Genomic DNA, 20,334 nt, shown 5'->3' on the forward strand with positions numbered 1-20,334 from the left:
GCGGCAGACGGGCGTCGGCGAGCGGGTCGGTGCGTCAGGCGCGAGCCGCCGCACGCAGGGCGCGGAGGTTCTCCTTGTCGGCACCGAACGCCGTCAGCAGCAGGACGACCCCGACGATCGCGTGGAACACGTTGTCGGTGGTGTTCAGCGCGAAGACGTTCGCCGAGGTGTCCACGAACACGAACCCGTAGACCGCCAGCACGACGAGCACGGCGCCGACGAGCAGGTTGCCGTTCCGCGAACCGATGGTGTTGCCGAGCCCGGTGATGAGCAGGACTGCGGCGAGCAGTACCCAGATGAGGGCGAGCGGCGGGTTCACGCCGAAGGCGTTCCACAGCATCCCGCCCTGGCGGCTGAAGAAGCCGGGGTCGCCGTCGGCGGCGAAGAAGAAGCCCAGGATGCCCCAGAGTGCGAGGACGCCACCGACCGTGAGCGCGAGCCCGCGGTTCGGTGAGGCGGTGATGCCCGGTTCCTTGATGGCCACTTCGGTCTCCTCCTCGTACACTGCCGACGCGACGTGCGTCAGTCCGGCGGTGCCCGCCGAACTGCGCGACGCGGCACTGAGCGGCACAGCGCGGGATCCGCGGTTGACGGCCGCGCGGTTCCCAGCCTCTGGCCGGTGAGCCAACGGTATCGTGTCCGACCCCGACCGTCCGAATCGCAGCGCCGTCACCAGGCGTGCGACGAGACCGACGACGACCACTCCGAGGAGGACCAGCCCGGTGACCTTGACACCCGAGCGCAATGCACCGGAGTCGCGTGGACCGAGCGTCTCGCGGCGGTTGCGGTGGGGTGTGCTGGCGACTCTGGGGTTCGTGATCGTGCCTTCCGTCTACGCGGCCGCGGTGCTGACGCCGGTGGGGCAGCGCATGGAGGACGCCGCGCTCGGCGGGGTCCGGGAGTCCGACCTGTTCAGCTCGGACACTGCGCTCAACGTCATCTCGGTGCCGGTGATCCTGTTGCTCGTTGTCGTGATCGTCGCGGTGGCGTTCGCCAGGCGACGGCTCTCGGTGGGGCTCGGCGCGGGTGCAGTGGTGCTCGCGTCGGCGGCCACCTCGACGCTCGTCAAGCGTATCGCCGAGCGCCCGGAGATCGCCCAGTCGACGACGCCGAACTCGTTCCCCTCGGGGCACGCGACGATCGCGCTCGCCGCGCTGTTCGCCGTGCTGATGGTCACGCCCCGTCGCTTCCGGCCGATCGTCACCCTGCTCGGGGCGGTCTACGCGGTCTTCGTGGCCAACCAGACGGTCGTGTACGGCTGGCACCGGGTGAGCGACATCATCGGCGCGTGCGCGATCGCGATGTTCTGGCTCGGCGTCGTCCGGGCGTTCGGACCGACGGTCGACCGGGGGCTCCGCGGTGACCGGGACGGCCGTCGGGGGCCGCGCCGGGTGGTCAGTGTCGTCCTGCTCGTCGCGACCGGGGTCACGCTGGCCGTCGGCGTCGCGGCGCTCGTCGTCGGCCTGACCGGGGACGGCGCCCACGACCGTGCCGCGATCCTGATGGCCGGACGCCTGGCCTCGAGCGCGAGCGTCCTGGCGGTGGTGACCGCGGTGTGGTTCCTCGACGGCATGCACCACGCGGCCCGGACGGACCCGGCCGCACTGCCCGACGCCCGCTGACGCGACCGGTCGGCACGTGGCGGGAATGTGCCGGCGTGCGGTACGTTGTACCCAGCAAGTCGATGCAAACGCATCGATATCGCGAAAGGCGGCGCATCATGCAGTTCGGCATCTTCACGGTCAGTGACGTCACGACCGATCCCACGACCGGCACCACGCCGGACGACACCCAGCGCGTCCGTGACATCCTCACCATCGCGCAGCACGCCGACCAGGCCGGACTCGACGTCTTCGCCACCGGTGAGCACCACAACCCGCCGTTCGTCGCCTCGTCGCCGACCACGCTGCTGGCCTACCTCGCGGCGAAGACGAAGGACATCACGCTCTCGACGAGCACCACGCTCATCACCACGAACGACCCGGTGCGCATCGCCGAGGAGTACGCGATGCTCCAGGTGATCTCCGACGGCCGCATGGACCTCATGATGGGTCGCGGCAACACCGGCCCCGTGTACCCGTGGTTCGGGCAGGACATCCGCCAGGGCGTCAACCTGGCGATCGAGAACTACGCGCTCGTCCGCCAGCTCTGGGAGAACGACGTCGTCAACTGGCAGGGCAAGTTCCGTACGCCGCTGCAGGGCTTCACCTCGACGCCGCGCCCCCTCGACGGCGTGCCCCCGTTCGTCTGGCACGGCTCGATCCGCACGCCGGAGATCGCCGAGCAGGCCGCCTACTACGGTGACGGCTTCTTCCACAACAACATCTTCTGGCCGATCCAGCACACCGAGCAGATGGTCGGGTTGTACCGCCAGCGCTTCGAGCACTACGGTCACGGCCGCGCCGACCAGGCGATCGTCGGTCTGGGCGGGCAGTTCTTCGCCCGGAAGAACTCGCAGGACGCGGTCAACGAGTTCCGGCCCTACTTCGACAACGCCCCGGTGTACGGCCACGGTCCCTCGATGGAGGACTTCGCCGCCCAGACCCCGCTCACGGTCGGTTCGCCGCAGCAGGTCATCGACCGGTACGCCGCGATGAAGGACCACGTCGGCCACTACCAGCGACAGCTGTTCCTGGTCGACCACGCGGGGCTGCCGCTCAAGACGGTGCTCGAGCAGATCGACATCCTGGCGACGGACATCGTGCCCGAACTCCGCAAGCTGAACGACGAGGGCCGTCCGGCCGACGTGCCGTCCAACCCGCCGAGCCACACGGAACGCGCCGCCGCGGCGCTCGCCGCCGGCACGGTCGGCAGCGACCACGTCGCCGCCGAGGACGAGTGGACGGGCGCGTCCGTCTGATCGTCACGTGACCACCTGACGGACGGGAGGCCCGGTGCCAGCTGGCACCGGGCCTCCCGTCCGTCTCGGCGCGCGCCCAGGGCGCTGCGTCGCGAAAGCGACAGTCCTGCGGATGGCGCTGCCGTCGCCGTTGCGAAAGCGACAGTTGCCCGCCGATCATCCGCGGAGATCTGTCGCTTTCGCGAGAGGAGCGGCGGGCTGTGCGACGGGACGAGCCGGCACGAGCTTCAGGCCGACGACGCAGCCGACGATCCCCGCGATGAACAGCACGCGCAGCACCGTGACGGGCTCGGCGCCGGTCGCCATGCCCCACAGGACGGTCAACGCCGCACCGGTGCCGGTCCACACCGCGTACGCGGTGCTGATCGGGATGTGCTGCAGGACGTAGCCGAACGCGACGAGGCTGACGACGATCGTGACCGCGAACACGAGCGTGGGGCCGGGGCGCGTGAAGCCGTCGCTCTCGCCGAGGGCGGTCGCCCACACGGTCTCGAGCGCGGCGCTCACGAACAGGACGATCCAGGCCACCTCAGCTCACCACCTTGAGGCCGACGACGCAGGCGACCAGGCCGAACACCAGACCGAGGCGGGCGAGCGACGCCGATTCCTGCCGGCGCAGGATCGACACGACGACCGTGAGCGAGGCGCCGATGCCCACCCAGACGGCGTAGGCGGTACCGACCGGGATCGACTTCATCGCGAACGCCAGGCCGACCATGCTGAGGGCCATGCCGGCGACGAACACGATCGTCGGGACGACCTTCTTGAAGCCGTTCGACGCGCTCAGCGCGGTGGCCCAGACGGCCTCGAGCACGCCGCTCAGCACGAGGATGACCCATGCCATGACGATGTTCCCTTCCTTCGGTCGCATAGTCGCACGACTGTGCGACAATGACCTCGACGGTAGCACGAGTTCGTACGACTGTGCGAGTATGGCGTCGTGGCCAGGAGCATGGACGTGGAGCAGCGGCGTCGGACCGTGTCCGAGGCGGCGTGCCGGGTGCTCGCCCGCGACGGACTGGGGGCGCTGAGCGTCCGGAACGTCGCGGCAGAGGCGGGGCTGCCGCCGAGCACCGTCCGCTACACCTTCCCGACCCAGGCGAGCGTCCGGTCCCACGCGCTCGAGCTCGTGTTCGACGCGACCTCGACCCGGATCGACGCCGTGCCCGCAGACCTGGAGGGGACGGCCTACGCGCACGCGGTGCTGCTCGAGCTGCTGCCCCTCGACGAGGAACGACGCATCGAGCTCGACGTCTACCTGGGCCTCGGCACCGCGGCCCTGACCGACGCCGAACTCCGGCCGTTCCACGACCGGGTCGTCGACGAGATGCGCGAGTGGTGCGGGCGGATCCTGCGGGCGCTCGGGGTGCCGGACGCCGACGCCGCCTACGAGACCCGCCGCCTGCACGCCCTGGTGGACGGGCTCGCGATGCACATCGTGCGGCTCGATCCAGGGGGTGACGCCTCGTGGGCGATCGACACCCTCGACCGGCACGTGGCGGGCATCGCCCGGGGCTGACCGCGGCGCGCGGCCTCGCACGGTGCGAGGGCGCGGGCGGACGGTGCGAGGTTCTGTACTCGGTGGGTGTCGCGCGACGCTGCACCGAGTACGGAACCTCGCACCGGACGACCTGGCCGGCCGCGAATTCGCACGGTGCGCAGGTGGGCGCGCACAGACCGCCACGCAGCACGCGTCGCCTATCCTTTCCGGGTGACGACGACCACGCCGCCGCAGCAGCGCTCCCGCTCCCGTTCCCTGACGGGCCCGGGCCTCGTGCTGCTCACCGTCGTCGTGCTCCTGGGGATCCGGCTGCTGTCCCCGAGCATCGGGACCGCCGGGCTGCCGGACGTCGTGCAGGACTTCCTGACGCTGGCGATCAGCGTCGTCGTCGAGTCGCTGCCGTTCGTGGTGCTCGGCATCGTGCTGTCGATCGTCGTCGAGGTCTGGGTGCCGGTCGGCGCGCTCGAGAAGGTCCTGCCGCAGAACGCCTTCGGCCGCCGCGCCGTGATCTCCCTGATCGGCATGCTCTTCCCGGTGTGCGAGTGCGGCAACGTGCCCCTCGCGCGCGGCCTGATGCTGCGCGGGTTCACGCCGGCCGAGGCCGTCACGTTCCTGGTCGCGGCCCCGATCCTCAACCCGCTCGTCATCATCAGCACCGCGCAGGCGTTCGGCTGGTCCGGGTGGATCCTGCCGGTCCGGATCGTCGGCGGGTTCGTCATCGCGAACCTCGTCGGCTGGATCGTCGCCGCGCACCGCCACCCGGCCGACCTGCTGCTCCCCGCCTTCGAGGCCCGGTGCCGTGCGGCCGTCGGAGCGCCCCGCGGCCTGCACCGCTGGCGGCAGAGCGCCGCGCAATTCGGCGGCGAGACGGCGACGATGATGCCGGCGCTGTTCGTCGGTGCCGGCCTGGCCGCCGCGATCCAGGTCGCTGTGCCCCGCTCGACCCTGGTCGCGATCGGCTCGAACCCGGTGCTGTCCGTCGCGGCGATGATGCTGCTGGCGATGACGGTGTCGCTCTGCTCGAACGTCGACGCCTTCTTCGCGCTGTCGTTCGCCTCGACGTTCCTGCCCGGGTCGATCACGGCCTTCCTGATCATCGGGCCGATCATCGACGTGAAGATGATCGCGCTGCTGCGCACGACGTTCCGGGCCCGGTTCCTGGTGCTGCTCGCCGTCGTGTGCGTCCTGTTCGCCGGCGCCGTGGGATTGGTGATGAATGTCCTCGTCTGATGCACGCAGCAACGCGCCCGCCTACCTGGGCCTCGGGTCGGTGCTGGCCGTGGCGCTCTGCACGCTGTGGCTGGCACTGGTCGGGCACCTCGACCTGTACATCAACCCGCGCTACTCCGTGTTCACGATCGTCCTCGCCGCCGTCGGGGTCCCCGCGTCGATCGCCGGCCTGGTCGTCATCGCCCGGGGGTACGGCCACACGCACGGCGACGACGCCGACGAGCACGAACACGGTGGGCGATCGGGAGCCGCGGGTCGCCGCACGCGCATCGCGCTCGGCGGGGCAGCCGCGCTCGTCACGATCGGCGTCACCGTCGCGATGCTCGTCCTGCCCCCGACGACGCTCTCCGCCCGCACCGCACAGCAGCGGAGCGTCGACTCGGCGACCCTGTCGAACGCCACGGGCTCCGAGGCAGCGGTGTCCCTGCTCGGCAGCGAGGGCGTCGACACCTCGCAGTACGGCGTCAAGGACTGGGCGGCGATGATCCGGCAGACCACCGACACCACTGCGCTCGTCGGCAAGCAGGTGCGGCTGTCCGGCTTCGTGGTGCCCGGCCAGGACGGTTCGTTCACGCTCACCCGGTTCGTGATCAGCTGCTGCGCCGTCGATGCCCAGCCCGTCGGTCTCGGTGTCGTGACGGACGCCGGCGACCGTCCCGACGCGGTGCCCGACGAGGGACAGTGGGTCACGGTGACCGGCGCACTCGCAGCCAACCCGGATCAGTCCGCCGACGCCCGCATCGTCATCAAGGCCGCGAAGGTCGCCGAGATCGCGCAGCCGAAGGACCCGTATGAGTACTGAGGGGCGCCGTGAGCGCCGCCCGGTCGCACACCGGTTCCACCGCCGGTACCTCGCCGTCGTGGTGGTGCTGGCCGTGGTGGCGGCGCTCGCGGCCGTCGTCGGCTCGCAGCAGGGTCCGCGGCTCCGCGACGTCTCCTACGACGCCAGCGGCCTGGTGTCCCGACCGGCGCAGCGGGTGATCCTGACGGCGAACCAGGCCCTGCAGCAGGTGTCCGCCGCCGACGTCCGAGTCAGCCCGGCAGCAGCCCACACGGTGACCTCGAGCGGCAACACGATCGCGGTCGAGTTCGCCGGACCCCTGGCCTACGACCGCGACTACACCGTGACGGTCGCGAACGTCCGGGCGCCGGGGCAGCGCGCCACGTCGGACCTCACCGCGGCGATCCGCACCGGCAGCACCGACGTCCTCGCCCTCGTCCCCGGCCAGGCCGGGGCGAAGGACCGCATCGTCCGGCGGTCCCTCGACGCGGGCGGTGCCACCACGGTCCACGAGGGCACGGCGATCAGCGAGTACGCCCGGCTCGGTCGTTCCCTGGTGGTCGTGAGCGGCACGGACGCCAGTTCGTCCGTCGACGTCGTGGCGCTGCGCGGCGGGGTGCAGGACGACGACGCGCCCGTCGAGCACCTCACCCTGCCGTCGTCGCAGGGTCGGGTCACCGCGCTGCACGTCGCCGACGACGGCGCCTCGTTCGGGTTCGAGTACGCCGACACCTCGACCGGGCAGTCCCGGAACACCGGCCTGTACGTGGTCGACATGACGGGCACGCACCTGCCCACCGCGATCGCGGCCAACGGCAAGCCGAAGACCGGTGCCGTGCCGATGACGGTCGGGCAGTGGGCCTACGTCCCGCGCACCGAGAGTGCCCTGGTCCGGACGGGCAGCGACGACCTGGTGCTCGTCGACATGAGCGGCCGCGCCGATCCGGTCCGGCTCGGCAGCGCCACGTACCTGCACGGGTTCGTCGGCACCGGCACCACGGCCGTGGTCGAGACCGGCACCGGCATCGAGCGGCTCGACCTGACCGACGGCGCGAAGACGGCGCTGCGCGCCCCGGCCGCCAGCACCGACGCGGCGGTCCTCGGCCGCATCGCTCCGCTGACGGACGACACGTACCTGCGGGTGCTGGGGGACGTGCGGTCGGACGGGACCGTCTCGGCTCGGATCGTGCGTGTGGACGGGGGACGGGCCTCCCGGCTGCCGGTGAGCATCCCCGACGACGCGAGCGTCACCGCGGTCTGCCCGTCGCCGAACGGCCAGTTCGCCGCGGTCGCGACGAAGTCGGCGACCGACGAGCTGGTGAGCATCGTCGACGCAGCCTCCGGTGCGCTCGAGGCGAGCATCGATGCCGACTCGGTCGACTGGTGCGGTGCCCTGCCGTCGGGCGACGAGGTCGGCTGACGGTTCGACGGACAGGCGGACAGACGGGAGGCCCGTTGCCGGCTGGCAACGGGCCTCCCTGTCACGCAGGTGGTGACGACTACGCCAGCGTGGCCGCGTCGATCACGAAGCGGTAGCGGACGTCCGAGGACAGGACGCGCTCGTAGGCCTCGTTGATCTGGTCGGCGCTGATGAGCTCGGTCTCCGGCAGGATGTCGTGCTCGGCGCAGAAGTCGAGCATCTCCTGGGTCTCCTGGATGCCGCCGATGGCGGACCCGGCCCAGCTGAGCCGACGCGGGATGAGCGCGAAGGCCGGGACCTCGAGCGGCTCGGACGGTGCACCGACGTTGACGAGCGTGCCGTCGACCTTGAGCAGGCCGAGGTACGAACCCATCGGGATCTTCGCCGAGACGGTGTTGATGATGAGCTCGAAGGAGTTCGCGAGCTTCTCGAACGTCTCCGGGTCCTTCGTCGCGTAGTGGGCCTTCGCGCCGTAGCGGAGCGAGTCGGCTTCCTTCGAGGTGGTCTGCGAGAGGACGGTGACCTCGGCGCCGAGCGCGACGGCGATCTTGACGGCCATGTGGCCGAGCCCGCCCATACCGACGACGGCGACCTTCGTGCCGGGGCCGGCGTTCCAGTGGTGCAGCGGCGAGTAGGTGGTGATGCCGGCGCAGAGCAGCGGCGCGACCTTCTCGATGTCGAGCGACTCGGGGACGCGGAGCACGAAGTCCTCGTTCACGACGACGGCCTGCGAGTAGCCGCCCTGGGTGATCGAGCCGTCGGCGGGGTCGACGCTGGCGTAGGTGCCGATGTTGCCCTTGAGGCAGTACTGCTCCTGGCCGGCGACGCAGTTCTCGCACTCGCCGCAGGAGTTGACCATGCAGCCGACGCCGACGCGGTCGCCGACCTTGTGCTTGGTGACGTTCTCGCCGACGGCGGTGACGTGGCCCACGATCTCGTGGCCGACGACCTGCGGGTACTGGATGGGGCCCCACTCACCGCGGACGGTGTGGATGTCCGAGTGGCAGATGCCGGCGTAGGCGATGTCGATCGCGACGTCGTCCGGGCCGACGTCCCGACGGGTGATGGTGGTCTTGACGAGCGGCTCGGTCGCTGACGGTGCCGCGTACGCGTTGACGGTGCGCAATGATCTCCTCGTGGGGGGTGGTTCGTTGCGGGCCGGTTCCGGCCCGGAACCAGTCTGATGGAGCGCGCCACGGCGTGGGAGGTTCCGATGGGGCTCCCCAGGGCGGGAATCGGGGTGCTCAGGCCATCCGTGCGAGCCGCTGCCCCGCGATGGCGGCGAAGCGCAGCGGATCGGCGAGGGCGTCGTCCGGTTCGCCGGTGGTCTGCGTGGCGAGCACGGTGAGCGAGGCAGCGGCGGCGTAGTCGTCGAGCGGCGCCTCGATCGCGCCGGCGACGAGCATCGACCGAGCCTCGGGTGCGTGCGTCGCCGTGAGCGACCGCACCACCGACGGGACCTTGCCGGCGGCGGACTGGCCGTCGTACCGGCCCTCGCCGCTGATGACCACGTCGGCGCCGGCGAGCCGGTCGGCCAAGCCGAGGACCTCGGCGACGCCGTCCGCGCCGCGGGCCAGCGTCGCGCCCCAGGCGAGCAGGCCGAAGCCCACGCCTCCGGCGGCACCGGCGCCGGGCGTGGCCGGGTCGACGTCCGGGAACCGCGCGGCCCAGGCGGCCAGCTGCTCGTCGAACGCGGCGACGCGCGAGGGCGCGATGCCCTTCTGCGGCCCGAAGACCGCGGCGGCGCCGGTGGGGCCGAGCAGGGGCGACGTCACGTCGGTCAGCACGGTCACGCCGAGCGGCGGCAGGGCACGCAGCGAGCCGCGGTCGCCGTCGTGGCCGAGCGCCTCGAGCACGGGTCGTCCGCCGTCGGTCGAGGCACTGCCGCCGATGCCGAGCACGAGCCCTGTGGCGCCGGCGTCGAGCGCGGCGGCGATCGCCTCGCCGAACCCTCGGCTCGTGGCGGTGTCCGGCAGCAGTTCGGTGAGCAGGGGGAGCCCGCTCGTCGCCGCGAGCTCGACCACCGCGCGGCCGTCGGGCAGCCGCAGCCAGTGGGTTTCGACGGGTTCGCCGGCCGGACCCGTGACCGTGACGGGGACGCGGACCGCGCCGGGGACCGCGGTCGCGAAGGCGTCGAGGGTGCCCTCGCCGCCGTCGGCCATCGGCACGAGCACGACGTCGTCGTCGGGGCGTTCGGCCAGCCAGCCGTCCGCGATCGCCTGGGCGACGGACGCCGCGGTCGCGGTGCCCTTGAACGAGTCCGGAGCCACCACGATGCGCACGAGGACCACCGTAGCGGGCGTGGTCAGGACGAGGCGCGCGGCGCGAGTCCGGCGAGGAACAGCGCCTCGGCCAGGGCCATGTGCTCGATCTCGGACGGGTCCACGCTCTCGTCCGGCGCGTGCACGTTCGCGGTCGGCTCGGACACCCCCGCCAGGATGACCTCGACCCCGGGGATCGCCCGTTCGAGCGTCGCGCAGAGCGGGATCGATCCGCCGCCTCCGAGGGAGCCCACCGACGACACCCGGTACGACGACGCCAGTGCGCTCCGGAACGCCGACGAGTACTGCCCGGCCGTCGCGCGGAAGCCGTCGCCGGTCCCCGTCACGCGCGCGGCGACCTCGACGCCGGCGGGCGCTCGCCGCAGCAGGTGCGCCACCAGCAGTTCGCCGGCGGCAGCGGGGTCGACGCCCGGCGGCACCCGGAGGTTCAGCGCGGCACCGGCGGTCGCCTGCACGGACGGCGACGACCCGGCGACGGCCGGCGCATCGATGCCGACGACGGTCAGCGCCGGCCGTGCCCAGACCTGGGATGCCGGGTCCCCGGACCCGATCGGCACCGCGCCGTCGAGCAGCCCGGCGTCGGCGGCGAACCGGTCGGCGTCGTAGGGCAGGCCGTCCCAGGTCTGGGACCCGTCGAGTCCGTCGACGGTGGTGTCCCCGGCGTCGTCGCGCAGCGTGGCGAGCAGGGCCACCAGGGTCGCGATGGCATCGGGCGCCGCACCACCGAACATCCCCGAGTGCACGGTGCCGTGCAGCGCTCGGATGCGCAGCTCGACGAACGCGGTGCCGCGCAGGGTGGTCACGAGCGCTGGGGCCCCGACGGCGGCGTTGCCGGCGTCCATCACGACGGCGGCGTCGACGTCGGCGAAGTCCGCTGCGTGGGTGGACACGTACTGCTCGAGACCGTCGGTGCCCTGCTCCTCGGATCCCTCGACGACCACGACGAGTCCGACCGGGAACGATCCGTGCACGTCGAGCAGGGCCTGCAGCGCCACGAGGTGGGTGACGACCCCGCCCTTGCAGTCAGCGGCACCGCGACCGTACAGGCGACCCTGGCGCTCGGTCAGGGTCCACGGGTCGCTCGTCCACGCCGCGAGGTCGCCGGCGGGCTGGACGTCGTGGTGGGCGTAGAGCAGGACCGTCGGGGCGCCGGCCGGGGCCGGGTGGGTGGCGACGACCGCCTGTGAGCCGTCCGACGTCGTGACGAGGCGCGACGCCAGGCCGAGGCCGTCGAACGCGACCCGCACGCGCTCGGCGACCCGGTCGCAGTCGTCGAGCGACTGCACGGCCGCGTCGTGCACGGACGGGATGGCGACGAGCGCCGCGAGCTCGTCGAGCCCCGCGGGCATCCCGGCGCGGACCGCGTCACGGAGCGGGTCAGCGGACTCGTTCGCCTGCTGCGCTGCGTCGCCGGTGCTCACGAGCGCCCGATCTCCCAGATGCGGAACTCACCCGAGGCGTCGACCGACTTCGTCAGCCCGGTGAGCGACTTCTGCCCGATGACGTTCTCCTGGCCGGCCAGCAGCGGGATGAGCGGCACGGACTCGGCGGTGTCCTGCTGGATCTGCTCGATCTGCTCCGTCCGCGCTGCAGTGTCCGGCTCGACGGCCTGCGATGCGACCAGCTGCTGCACGGCCCGGTCGTCGAAGTGGTTGGCGAGCAGGTTGACGTCCGCGGAACCGTAGGCCGGCGTCAGGTACGACGAGGCGTCGGGGTAGTCCTGGAAGAACCCGAGCTGGAAGACCGGGTACTCGCCCTTGCCGACGTTCCCGACGTAGGTGTCCCAGCTCGCCGACTGCAGGTCGACCGTGAACAGGCCGGTGTCCTCGAGCTGCTGGGCGAGCAGCGCGTACTCGTCGTCCGACCCGGAACCGTAGTGGTCCGTCGTGTACTCGATCGGCAGCGCGACGGGCGTGCGCACACCGGCCTTCCGGAGGATGGCCGCGGGGTCGGCACCGTCGTACTCCGTCTGGAACGCGTCGGTCGCGCCGGTGAAGTCGGACGGCACGATCGAGTACGCCGGAGCGTAGGTGCCCTGGTAGACGTCCTTCGCGATCGCTGCGCGGTCGACGGTCGCGGCGACGGCCTGGCGGATCGCGGTCTTCTGCGCGGTGTCGTCACCGGGCATCGTGTCGAGGTTGAAGCCGAGGAACCGGACCTCGCCCGACGAGCCCTGGACGCGCTGCAGGCCGTCGTCCTCGGACAACGAGGTGACCTCGGTCGGCGTGAGCTGGCGGTAGGCCACGTCGGCGTCGCCCTCCTGCACCGCGAGCTTGAGGTCGGCGGACTTCGTGTACTGCTTGATCGTCACGCTCGACGACTCCGGCGCGGTGCCGTCGTACTCCGTGTTCGCCGTCAGGGCGATGGTCGCCCCGCCGTCGGCGGACTGCTGCAGCGCGTACGGACCGGATCCGACGACCCCGTCGTCCGCGTGGACCTTCGTCTTCGAGAACACGCTGCTGTCGACGATCGCGCCGGCCATGCTCGCCAGGACGTACGGGAACGTCTGGTCGTTCGCCTGCTCCAGGGTGAACGTGACCTCGTCGCCGTCGGCCGCCACGGAAGCCATGTTGGCGAGCAGCGACCCCGGACCGTTCTCGGAGCCGATGCCGACCTGGCGCTCGAACGAGAACACGACGTCCTCCGCCGTCAGGGCGTCACCGTTCGAGAACGTGAGCCCGTCGCGGATCCGGCACACGTAGTGGGTGCCGTCGGTGAAGTCGCAGGACTCGGCGACCTCGGGACTCGGCGTGGTCCCGCCGGCCGGGTAGGTGAGCAGGTGCTGGTACAGCTGCGTCTGCACCGTGTAGCTGCCGCGGTCCCAGGCGCCGGCCGGGTCGAGGGACGTGACGGGATCGGTCGTCCCGATCACCAGGCCGTCGGAGACGTCGGTGGACGCTCCGGTCGAGGCGCAGCCGGTGAGCACGGCGGCGACGGCAGCTGAGAGCGCGAGTGCGGAGAGGAGTCGGGTCGTCACGGGGTTCCTGAGGGGGATGGTTTCGAGAGGGAGAAGCGGGGATGTGCGGCCCCGCCGGTCGCGAGGTCGGCGATCATGTCGCCGAGCAGCGGTGCGAACTTGAAGCCGTGGCCGGAGAACCCGGTCGCGACGGTGACGGGACCACGTCGGTCGATCACGAAGTCCTCGTCGGGGGAGTTGTCGTACAGGCAGCTGATGAAGGTCGGCTTCGTCGCGTCGACACCGGGCACGTACCGCGCGGCGTAGGCCTGCAGCCGCTCGGCCTCGGCCGGCACGGGCGTGAAGTCGCGGTGGTCCGGATCGACGACGGGGCCGGTGCCGTGGAACCCGACCTTGACGCCCTCGCCCGGGGTGAGCAGGCCGTAGACATCGTCGTCGGCCGCCCAGTGCACGAAGCTCGGCCACGCCTGGTCCGGCAGACGGCTGGGGAAGTGCGCGGGCTGTTCCTGGGTGACGCGGATGGCCGGGAGGCCCGCCCCGCGTCCGGCGAGCAGGTCGCCGACCAACGTGGGAGCCCACGACCCCACGGCCGCCACCACGGACGAGCTGCGGTGGGTGGACCCGTCGGACAGCGTCACCGTCACGTCGTCGCCGTGGTCGTCGAGCCCGGTGACCCGGGTGTCGAAGCGCAGGTCGGCGAGCCCGGTCCGCTCGGCCAGGGTCAGGAAGGCCTCGATCGCGCGGTCGGACCGGATGCGACCGGCCGTGGCGTGCGCGAGCACGCGCCCCTCGAACGCGATCCCCGGCCAGCGCGCGGCGGCGTCCTCCGGGCTGAGGGTCTCGTGGGGGATGCCGGCGTCCGTCAGTGCGGCGGCGATGGCGTCGACGACCTCGGCGCGGCCGTGGTCGACGGCTCCGGTGCGGACGATGAGCTCCTCGCCCGCAGCGCCCTCGAGCGCTTCCCACAGCACCAGGGCGCGCGAGGTCAGGTCGACGTACTCAGGGTCGGCGTAGCCCTGCCGGAAGATCCGGGTGGCGCCGTGCGACGAGCCGTTGTGGTGTCCGCGCTCGTGCTGTTCGACGAGCAGGACGCGCTCGCCGCGGAGTGTGAGGGCGTACGCGGTGGCGGCACCGACGACCCCGCCGCCGATCACGACGTGCGTCGGGGCCCGGTCGCTCAGCACGTCGCTCATGCCACGGCTCCGGCACGTCGGGCGTCTGCTTCGCGCCGCGCCGGCATCATCGCGACCACCTCGGCCTCGGTCGGGGCCGCCGCCGGGAACCGCGCCGGGGCGTAGCGGCTCGCATCGCCGAGGGTGGTCGTGCCCGTGACGCTCAGTTCCGCCGCGATCCGCCCGAGCCCCGGACCGTGCGTGACGCCGGACTCGTTGTCGCCGCCCGCCACCACGAGCCCGCGCAGCTCGGGGACCGCGCCGACGATGAAGTTCCGGTCGGCGGTCATCGAGACGACGCCCTGCGTGGGGGTCTCGTCCACCCCGAGCACGCTCGCGGCAGCGGGGAGCAGCCGGGCGACGATCGGGTGCAGGTACGTGCGCATGGCGTCGAGCAGGTCCGTGCGCACGGGGCGGCGCGCGGGCTCGTCGCGCCGGTCCGCGCCGCCGACGTGCAGCGGCTCGTACCCGGGGCCGGCACCGTACGTCAGGCCGCCGCGGTGCTCGCGGATCCACAGGCCGTGCAGCTCGGGGAGCATCAGGGTCGGCAGGGAACCCGGCAGCCCGAACGGCGTCGTCACGAGGCGGCTGGCGACCACCCGGACCGTCGGCAGCTCGCGCCCGAAGGGGGCGAGCAGCGCGTTCGTCCAGCTGCCGGCGGCGAGCACGACGCGATCGGCGCTGATGACCTCGCCACCGGCGGTCCGGACGCCCGTGACGGAGCCGTCACGGGCCTCCAGTCCGGTCACCGGCGTGTGCTCGCGGATCTCGACACCGCGTGCGCGTGCCGATGCCGTCAGCGCACGCGCGGTGTCCGGCGCGCTGATCTGGATGCCGTCGGGGTGCAGGAAGCCGGCGGTGACCGCGGCCGGGTCGAGCCCGGGCACGAGGTCGGCCGCCTCGGCGGGGGTGAGGGTGCGCGCCCCGGCCGGTCGGAGCGGGTGCTGCTCGAACGGCGGCAGGTGGTCGGCCCGGCCCTGCTCGGTGACGGTCAGCCACACGTTGCCGTTCTGCCGGTACCCGGTCGGGCCGTGCCCGGCGCCGGCGAGGTCGCGGTAGAAGTCGATGCCGTACTGCTCGACGTCGCGTTCGGACTCGTTCCAGTACCAGGCGTAGCCGGCTGCCCACTGGCCCACGAACCCGGCACCCGCGGTGGTGGTGCCGCCGGCGACCGTCCCGCTGTCGAGGAGCAGGACGCGCTGCCCGAGCCCGGCGAGGTGCCATGCAGCGCTCAGCCCGATGACGCCGGCGCCGACGACGACCACGGGGAACCCGGAGGAGGACATGGAGCGAGCGTAGTGTCCCGAGGTCGCCGACAGGTGTTGTTCATGACGCCGTGTGACGCGGTGCAGAACAGCCACCGCCGGCCCGGTCGATCAGTGGTCGAACGCGTCGAGCACCGCCGCGGCCGACCGCGCGACCAGGGCGTCGTCGTAGGCGGCGTCGGGGTCGTTCCGCGTGGTCAACACGGAGAGCACGATCGGGTCGCCGTCGGGCGGCGTGACCCGTGCGACGTCGTTCCGGATCCCGCCCGCGCCGCCGGACTTGTCCACCACGACCCAGCCGTCGGGCGCACCGGCGCGGATCAGGGCGTCGCCGGTCGCGTTGCCGCCCATCCAGTCGACCAGCAGCGCGGTGTCGGCGCTGTTCAGGGTGCTGCCGTCGAGCACGGTCGCCAGGGCCGCGGTGAACGCCGCCGGGGTGGTGGTGTCCTCGGTGCTGCCCGGCTCGATGGTGTTGAGGTCCGGCTCGCCGTGGACCACCTCGGTCGTGGTGTCGCCGAGCTCGGCCAGCGCGGCGTCGAGACCGCTCGGACCGCCGATGCGCGTGAGCACGAGGTTCAGGGCCGTGTTGTCGCTCATCCGGACGGCCGCCTCGGCGAGCTGCGCGGACGTCAGCCCGTCGGTCACGTGCTGCTCGGTGACGGGCGAGTACCCCGCGGCCGCGACGTCGGCGGCCGTCCAGTGCACGACCTCGTCGCGGGCGTCCGCGGGCACCGAGCGCAGGAACTGTGCCGCGGCGAACACCTTGATCGTGGAGGCGTAGCCGAAGCGTCGGTCGCCGTTGTACGCGACCGCGTCACCCGTGACGGTGTCGGTCGCGACGACGCCGACCGTGGCGTCGTACTCGCGTTCGAGGGCCGCGAGCGCTCGGTCGACACTCCGGTGGTCGAGTGCGGCGGCGCTCGACGACGGAGTGGGCGAAGGAGTCGACGTCGGGGAACCACCCGGTGCCGGAGCCGTTCCACCGGAGCAACCGGTCACGGCGAACACGATGACCGTGGACACCACGACGCCGCGGGCGAGGTTGGAGCGCAGACGACGCATGGAGCGAGTGACGGGAATCGAACCCGCGCTACCAGCTTGGGAAGCTGGAGTTCTACCATTGAACTACACTCGCGCGCCCCGCAGAACGGGACTCGGCAAGCCTAGCGGATTCTCGCCTGGAAGCCAGCCGACCGCGTACCGTACGCCTCCTGCCGGGCGTGTGTCGTGCCTCCCGAGTCTCCGCTGTGAGCACGCCAGCCTGACGGACAGGTGTCGTCCTCGTGTGTACCGTCCAGGGAGTTCCAGCGCCGAAGAACCCGAGGAGGACCGGATGGTCAGGCATCCCCTCATCGACGACGTGGTCGGTCCCGCCATCGTGGTCGAGTCCGCCTCGCCGGTCGTGTGGCTGACCGACGCGCTCGCCTCACTGCTCCGTCGGTCGGCGGACGCCGGCCGCACGGTCGTGCTGCGGACCGGACGGGAATCCGCGATCACCCCCGCGCTCCGGCATGCCCTCGGCGCGTACGGTGCCGCGTGGGCCGTCGCCGACTTCGACGGGACCCTGCGGGACGGCCGGACGGGCGTCGCCGCCTCGGGCATCGAGGACTTCGTGCACCGCGGCCCCGAACTCGTCGGCACACCGTCGCCCGAGCACCCCGTCTCGGCGGACTCCGTCCGCCAGATCAGCATCGACCTGACCCTCCGCCACCACGCCCAGCGCGCCGTGGACATGGGATCCGCGATCGAGGCCCTGTGCCACACCGTGGGGACCTGCCCCACCCGCTGGGGCACCGCCGAACCACTCACCGTGCCGTGGGACCGCTGGGTCGTCACGCAGTACGCCAAGCACGAGGCCCCCGGGGTGTCGACGTCGTACGCGGTGGGTGAGGGCTTCTCCGCCACGATGACCGCTCACCTGGTCGGTGGCGTGGTCGTCGAGACGATGTCCGCCGTGCTCACCGTGCCCGAGGAGAACACCGATCCGGAGCTCGCGAACCGCCTGTTCGACGCCGTCCAGCAGGTCGCTGACCAGGTGGTGCCGGTCTTCGGCGTGGTCATGCAGCGCCGCGGGGACGCCGACCACCTGGTCCGCGCGGTGTCGCACGGCGAGCCGTCGCCGCTCGCCGTGGTCATCGGGCCCGAAGCGTCCGAGTTCCTCGACCGCGACGGGGTCTGGCCGCCGCCGCGCACCACGACGGCGACGTTCGGCACCCGGTCCGGGGCCGACGGCGACCGGAGCGAGGACGGCGACACGGACAGCACCGACGGCGGCATGATCGTCCGGTTCGAGGACGGTTGGGAGGCCCTCGAGTCCTTCCTCGACCGCATCGACGAGGACCGCTTCCTGCAGCTCGTCGGCGGAGCACCGCTCGATCCCGCCCACGACGAGGGCACGCTCGACGGACACGTGCGGGACGCTCGGGTGACGGGCGGTCACGGTGCCCCGTGACGTCACCATGCTCTGCCGTCGACCGGTCGAGACGCGGGAGGTCGCCGAGGCGCTGCTCCTGCACGACGAGTCCTGGGGTGTCCGCGCCCTCGACGACGGCCCGATGCTGCAGGTCTGCCGCGACGCCACCCACCCGGTGATCACGGTGCTCGGGGTGCGGCGGGTGGACTCGTTCGACGAGGTCGAGCGGATCCTGCCGGATGCCCCCACGATCGCGACGCCGCTGTGGTGGGTGGACACCGTCACCCCTGCGGGCTCCGACGGCGAGTCCGGGATCTCGGCTGCGCTCGAGGCTGCTCTGGACCTCGACGCGGTCTGCATCGTCCACGGCGACTGACCGAGTCGTCGCGGTCGGCGGGTCCGCGGTGCCGGATGCGCCTCAGTCGCGGCGCGCGGTGTCCGACGCGTTGATCGCCGCCAGGCGTTCGTTGTACGCCTTCAGGTCGGCGTCGCCGTCGCGTTCGGCCTTGCGGTCGAGCCGCTTCGCATCACGCTTGTCCGTCCGGATCCAGTTCCGCACCACGAGCAGCGCCACGAAGACCATGGGCAGCTCGGAGGCGCCCCAGGCGATGCCGCCGCCGGTGTGCTGGTCGTCGAGCAGCGCCGCGTCGTTCGTCTGGCCGAGGGCGTGGAACCAGTCGATCGCGAACACCGACTGCGAGGTCATCACGGCGACCCCGAAGAACGCGTGGAAGGCCAGCGTCGCGAGCAGCGCGATGATCAGGATCGGGTACGGCGGACGCTTCGGCCCCGGGTCGACGCCGACGAACACCCAGAAGAACAGGTAGCCGCTCAACACGAAGTGGACGACCATCGCCACGTGCCACTCGTGCGACTGCATCGCCGCCTGGTACGCCGGCGTGAAGTAGAACACCACGAGCGACCCGGCGAAGACGACACCGGCGACGGCGGGCTTCCCCATGAACTGCATGTACCGCGAGTGCACGAAGAGCATGAGCCACTCGCGGGCCCCGCGGGAGCCGTCGTTCCGGACCGGCAGGGTGCGCATTGCGAGGAGCACCGGACCGCCGAGCACGAGCGGCAGCGGCACGAACATCATGAGCAGCATGTGCTGGACCATGTGCGACGAGAAGTGGATCATGCCGTACACGGCCGGGCCGGCCGAGGTGGTCCAGATGAACAGGGCGCATCCGATGACCCATGCGATGGTGCGCCCGACGGGCCACTTGTCGCCGCGCTTCCGGAGCTTCCGCACGGCGAGCAGGTACCAGACGGCCCCGACGACGGCGAGCCCGAGCCACACCCAGTCGATGTGCCACTGCGTCAGGTAGGTCTGCATCGTCTGCGCCGGCGGGAACGGGAACCCGATCAGGCCGGAGCGGGTGTCCTCGCCGGTCTCGGGCGTCTGCGGGATCGGTGGCTGGGAGCGCGAGACGGCGACCGAGACACCGATCGCGACGGCCATGAAGACGATCTCGGCCAGCGCGAACCGGGTGAACCGGCGACGGTCGAGCGGCGCGCGGAGCAGCCCGGGCACGAGCTTGCGGCGCTGCACGACGCCGGCGATCCCGAGCAGCACGAGGATGGTCGCCTTGACCGTGATGAGTGCCCCGTAGGGCGTCGTGACGAGGTCGAGCGGACCGGTCAGCCGCAGCGAGGCGTTGACGATGCCGGAGAACGCGACGGCCCCGAACGACCAGCCGGCCAACGTCGAGTAGCGGGAGACCACCCGTCCGGTCGCGCCCTTCGTGCGGGTGCGCAGCAGCACCACGGCGACGAGCCCACCGGCCCAGACGCACACCCCGATCAGGTGGATCGCGAGCGAGTTCACCGCGTTGGCGTGCTCGAGCGAACCGGCGGCGTGGCCGGACAGCGCCAGGGGGAGCAGTGCGAAGACGCCGAACACCGTGGCGACGGCGAGCGTCGTGACCCGGGTGGCGAACGCGGCGATCACGGTCGCGATGAGGATCGCCGCCGCCGAGACCACGAGCGCCTGACCGATCTCGACCTGGAACGCGAACAGCATGAAGTTGCGGGCGAACACCGGACTGGTGAGCGGGACGCCGAGGGTGTTGGCGCCGGTCAGCACGACGGTGACGGCAGCCGCGAGGAACCAGACCGATCCCGTCGCCGCCGCCCAGCGCGTGGCGCGGTGCTGCACGCTCGAGAGTGCCCGGTGGTCCTTCTTCTGCGCCGGCAGCGCGAACGCGGCGACGATGAGCAGGCCGACCGTCAGGGCCGCCATCGTGTCGTGCACCACGCGGGCGATCGGCAGGCCGTACTCGACGACGTCACCGGCGGACACCAGCTGCTGGTTCGCGGTGAACGCCCCGGTGACCGTCAGCCCGAGGAGCGAGCACGCGACGGCGAGCGGGATCGCGACGACCAGCACGGTCGCGACGGTGGACGTGCGCGCGGTGACGGGCGCGGATTCCGGCGCGGGTCCCGGTTGCTGGGTTTCGGGTGACGTGACGGTCATGACCGTCCAATGGT

At 72.0% G+C, this 20,334-nt stretch carries 19 protein-coding genes and 1 tRNA gene; 8 read left to right on the plus strand and 12 right to left on the minus strand.

The window, feature by feature from the left end:
* Positions 1-34: 34 nt before the first annotated feature.
* Positions 35-484 carry a DUF4383 domain-containing protein gene (locus tag ACXKZB_RS02505; protein ID WP_488824571.1) on the minus strand — a complete coding sequence of 150 codons (450 nt, stop codon included), beginning with the start codon at positions 482-484 and terminating at the stop codon, positions 35-37.
* Between the two features lie 331 nt (positions 485-815).
* On the opposite strand from ACXKZB_RS02505, the gene ACXKZB_RS02510 reads away from it, so the two are divergent.
* The gene (locus ACXKZB_RS02510) at positions 816-1,622 is read left to right on the plus strand and encodes a phosphatase PAP2 family protein (RefSeq protein WP_488824572.1); all 807 of its coding nucleotides are present in this window, start codon (positions 816-818) and stop codon (positions 1,620-1,622) included.
* Positions 1,623-1,720: 98 nt separating this feature from the next.
* Complete coding sequence (locus ACXKZB_RS02515; protein WP_488824573.1) at positions 1,721-2,860, plus strand: CE1758 family FMN-dependent luciferase-like monooxygenase; 1,140 nt, start codon at positions 1,721-1,723, stop codon at positions 2,858-2,860.
* Positions 2,861-3,016: 156 nt separating this feature from the next.
* Here the strand turns inward: ACXKZB_RS02515 and ACXKZB_RS02520 are convergent, their stop codons facing one another.
* Both ACXKZB_RS02520 and ACXKZB_RS02525 read right to left on the minus strand, forming a co-directional pair.
* Positions 3,017-3,388 carry a DMT family transporter gene (locus tag ACXKZB_RS02520; RefSeq protein ID WP_488824574.1) on the minus strand — a complete coding sequence of 124 codons (372 nt, stop codon included), beginning with the start codon at positions 3,386-3,388 and terminating at the stop codon, positions 3,017-3,019.
* Position 3,389: 1 nt separating this feature from the next.
* A complete protein-coding gene (locus ACXKZB_RS02525; protein ID WP_123310629.1) occupies positions 3,390-3,704 on the minus strand; it encodes a DMT family transporter in 315 nt (104 codons plus the stop codon).
* 96 nt (positions 3,705-3,800) lie between these two features.
* Between ACXKZB_RS02525 and ACXKZB_RS02530 the strand changes: the two genes are divergently transcribed.
* From ACXKZB_RS02530 to ACXKZB_RS02545, 4 genes are all read left to right on the plus strand, one after another.
* Complete coding sequence (locus ACXKZB_RS02530; RefSeq protein WP_488824575.1) at positions 3,801-4,379, plus strand: TetR/AcrR family transcriptional regulator; 579 nt, start codon at positions 3,801-3,803, stop codon at positions 4,377-4,379.
* Between the two features lie 192 nt (positions 4,380-4,571).
* Positions 4,572-5,591 (plus strand): permease, encoded by a 1,020-nt coding sequence (locus ACXKZB_RS02535; protein ID WP_488824576.1) that lies wholly within the window; start codon positions 4,572-4,574, stop codon positions 5,589-5,591.
* Entirely contained in the window at positions 5,578-6,393 is an 816-nt protein-coding gene (locus ACXKZB_RS02540) for a TIGR03943 family putative permease subunit (RefSeq protein ID WP_488824577.1), read from the plus strand. Before ACXKZB_RS02535 ends, ACXKZB_RS02540 begins: the two co-directional genes overlap by 14 nt.
* Positions 6,383-7,792: a hypothetical protein gene (locus ACXKZB_RS02545; protein WP_488824578.1), complete on the plus strand. Its 1,410-nt coding sequence runs from the start codon at positions 6,383-6,385 to the stop codon at positions 7,790-7,792. The genes ACXKZB_RS02540 and ACXKZB_RS02545 overlap by 11 nt, the downstream gene beginning before the upstream one ends.
* A 79-nt stretch (positions 7,793-7,871) precedes the next feature.
* Here ACXKZB_RS02545 and ACXKZB_RS02550 read toward each other — a convergent pair whose 3' ends face one another.
* The 8 genes from ACXKZB_RS02550 to ACXKZB_RS02585 form a co-directional block, all read right to left on the minus strand.
* The gene (locus ACXKZB_RS02550; protein ID WP_488824579.1) at positions 7,872-8,918 is read right to left on the minus strand and encodes an NAD(P)-dependent alcohol dehydrogenase; all 1,047 of its coding nucleotides are present in this window, start codon (positions 8,916-8,918) and stop codon (positions 7,872-7,874) included.
* 118 nt (positions 8,919-9,036) lie between these two features.
* A complete protein-coding gene (locus ACXKZB_RS02555; RefSeq protein WP_488824580.1) occupies positions 9,037-10,074 on the minus strand; it encodes a glycerate kinase in 1,038 nt (345 codons plus the stop codon).
* Between the two features lie 23 nt (positions 10,075-10,097).
* The gene (locus tag ACXKZB_RS02560; RefSeq protein ID WP_488824581.1) at positions 10,098-11,495 is read right to left on the minus strand and encodes a M20/M25/M40 family metallo-hydrolase; all 1,398 of its coding nucleotides are present in this window, start codon (positions 11,493-11,495) and stop codon (positions 10,098-10,100) included.
* Positions 11,492-13,051, minus strand: a complete 1,560-nt coding sequence (locus ACXKZB_RS02565; protein ID WP_488824582.1) for an ABC transporter substrate-binding protein — start codon at positions 13,049-13,051, stop codon at positions 11,492-11,494. Before ACXKZB_RS02565 ends, ACXKZB_RS02560 begins: the two co-directional genes overlap by 4 nt.
* Positions 13,048-14,184 (minus strand): FAD-dependent oxidoreductase, encoded by a 1,137-nt coding sequence (locus ACXKZB_RS02570; RefSeq protein WP_488824583.1) that lies wholly within the window; start codon positions 14,182-14,184, stop codon positions 13,048-13,050. The genes ACXKZB_RS02565 and ACXKZB_RS02570 overlap by 4 nt, the downstream gene beginning before the upstream one ends.
* Positions 14,181-15,449: an NAD(P)/FAD-dependent oxidoreductase gene (locus tag ACXKZB_RS02575; protein ID WP_488824584.1), complete on the minus strand. Its 1,269-nt coding sequence runs from the start codon at positions 15,447-15,449 to the stop codon at positions 14,181-14,183. The genes ACXKZB_RS02570 and ACXKZB_RS02575 overlap by 4 nt, the downstream gene beginning before the upstream one ends.
* Positions 15,450-15,539: 90 nt before the next feature.
* Positions 15,540-16,490, minus strand: a complete 951-nt coding sequence (gene bla, locus ACXKZB_RS02580) for a class A beta-lactamase (RefSeq protein WP_488824585.1) — start codon at positions 16,488-16,490, stop codon at positions 15,540-15,542.
* A tRNA-Gly gene (locus ACXKZB_RS02585) sits at positions 16,490-16,563 on the minus strand. Before ACXKZB_RS02585 ends, bla begins: the two co-directional genes overlap by 1 nt.
* A 198-nt stretch (positions 16,564-16,761) precedes the next feature.
* On the opposite strand from ACXKZB_RS02585, the gene ACXKZB_RS02590 reads away from it, so the two are divergent.
* Positions 16,762-17,880: a DUF6177 family protein gene (locus ACXKZB_RS02590; RefSeq protein WP_488824586.1), complete on the plus strand. Its 1,119-nt coding sequence runs from the start codon at positions 16,762-16,764 to the stop codon at positions 17,878-17,880.
* Positions 17,870-18,217 carry a hypothetical protein gene (locus ACXKZB_RS02595; protein ID WP_123310590.1) on the plus strand — a complete coding sequence of 116 codons (348 nt, stop codon included), beginning with the start codon at positions 17,870-17,872 and terminating at the stop codon, positions 18,215-18,217. The genes ACXKZB_RS02590 and ACXKZB_RS02595 overlap by 11 nt, the downstream gene beginning before the upstream one ends.
* Positions 18,218-18,259: 42 nt before the next feature.
* Here ACXKZB_RS02595 and ACXKZB_RS02600 read toward each other — a convergent pair whose 3' ends face one another.
* On the minus strand, positions 18,260-20,320 hold the full coding sequence (locus ACXKZB_RS02600) for a bifunctional copper resistance protein CopD/cytochrome c oxidase assembly protein (protein ID WP_488824587.1): 2,061 nt from the start codon (positions 20,318-20,320) through the stop codon (positions 18,260-18,262).
* Positions 20,321-20,334: the final 14 nt, after the last annotated feature.

This window comes from Curtobacterium sp. ABR8 (assembly GCF_057812125.1).